Raw genomic sequence first — 1,763 nt, 5'->3', positions numbered from 1 at the left:
TCATCATGGCAGACCAGGACCCGGATTGCTTGGGTGTTATATGGTCAAGCCACACGGGCAATTAGTACTGGTTAGCTCAACGCCTCACAACGCTTACACACCCAGCCTATCAACGTCGTAGTCTTCGACGGCCCTTCAGGGGGATCAAGTCCCCGGTGAGATCTCATCTTGAGGCACGCTTCCCGCTTAGATGCTTTCAGCGGTTATCGTTTCCGAACGTAGCTACCCGGCAATGCGTCTGGCGACACAACCGGAACACCAGAGGTTCGTCCACCCCGGTCCTCTCGTACTAGGAGCAGCCCCTCTCAAATCTCAAACGTCCACGGCAGATAGGGACCGAACTGTCTCACGACGTTCTAAACCCAGCTCGCGTACCACTTTAAATGGCGAACAGCCATACCCTTGGGACCGGCTTCAGCCCCAGGATGTGATGAGCCGACATCGAGGTGCCAAACACCGCCGTCGATATGAACTCTTGGGCGGTATCAGCCTGTTATCCCCGGAGTACCTTTTATCCGTTGAGCGATGGCCCTTCCATACAGAACCACCGGATCACTAAGACCTACTTTCGTACCTGCTCGACGTGTTGGTCTCGCAGTCAAGCGCGCTTTTGCCTTTATACTCTACGCACGATTTCCGACCGTGCTGAGCGCACCTTCGTACTCCTCCGTTACTCTTTAGGAGGAGACCGCCCCAGTCAAACTACCCACCATACACTGTCCTCGATCCGGATAACGGACCAGAGTTAGAACCTCAAACGTGCCAGGGTGGTATTTCAAGGTTGGCTCCACGCGAACTGGCGTCCACGCTTCAAAGCCTCCCACCTATCCTACACAAGCAAATTCAAAGTCCAGTGCAAAGCTATAGTAAAGGTTCACGGGGTCTTTCCGTCTAGCCGCGGATACACTGCATCTTCACAGCGATTTCAATTTCACTGAGTCTCGGGTGGAGACAGCGCCGCCATCATTACGCCATTCGTGCAGGTCGGAACTTACCCGACAAGGAATTTCGCTACCTTAGGACCGTTATAGTTACGGCCGCCGTTTACCGGGGCTTCGATCAAGAGCTTCGCTTACGCTAACCCCATCAATTAACCTTCCGGCACCGGGCAGGCGTCACACCCTATACGTCCACTTTCGTGTTTGCAGAGTGCTATGTTTTTAATAAACAGTTGCAGCGGCCTGGTATCTTCGACCAGCCTGAGCTTACGGAGCAAGTCCTTCACCCTGGCCGGCGCACCTTCTCCCGAAGTTACGGTGCCATTTTGCCTAGTTCCTTCACCCGAGTTCTCTCAAGCGCCTTGGTATTCTCTACCTGACCACCTGTGTCGGTTTGGGGTACGATTTCTGGTTACCTGAAGCTTAGAGGCTTTTCCTGGAAGCATGGCATCAACCACTTCCCCTTCAAAAGAAGGGTCGTTATCAGTTCTCGGCCTTGAGATCCCGGATTTGCCTGAGATCTCGGCCTACCACCTTGAACACGGACAACCAACGCCGTGCTGGCCTAGCCTTCTCCGTCCCCCCATCGCAGTAACCAGAAGTACGGGAATATTAACCCGTTTCCCATCGACTACGCCTTTCGGCCTCGCCTTAGGGGTCGACTCACCCTGCGTCGATTAACGTTGCGCAGGAACCCTTGGTCTTCCGGCGAGGGAGTTTTTCACTCCCTTTGTCGTTACTCATGTCAGCATTCGCACTTCTGATACCTCCAGCCAACTTCTCAATTGACCTTCACAGGCTTACAGAACGCTCCTCTACCGCACA

1 rRNA gene is annotated in these 1,763 nt (G+C 53.9%); it reads right to left on the bottom strand.

Annotation, left to right across the window (positions count from 1 at the left end):
- Nucleotides 1–40 precede the first annotated feature (40 nt).
- Nucleotides 41–1,763: ribosomal RNA gene (locus tag BM046_RS16040) — 23S ribosomal RNA — on the bottom strand; the annotation flags it as partial.

The sequence above is a fragment of the Halopseudomonas formosensis genome (genome assembly GCF_900115905.1).
GTDB lineage: Bacteria > Pseudomonadota > Gammaproteobacteria > Pseudomonadales > Pseudomonadaceae > Halopseudomonas > Halopseudomonas formosensis.
The sequence above is the reverse complement of the archived record's forward strand: the minus strand, read 5'-3'. Positions and strand labels throughout refer to the sequence as shown.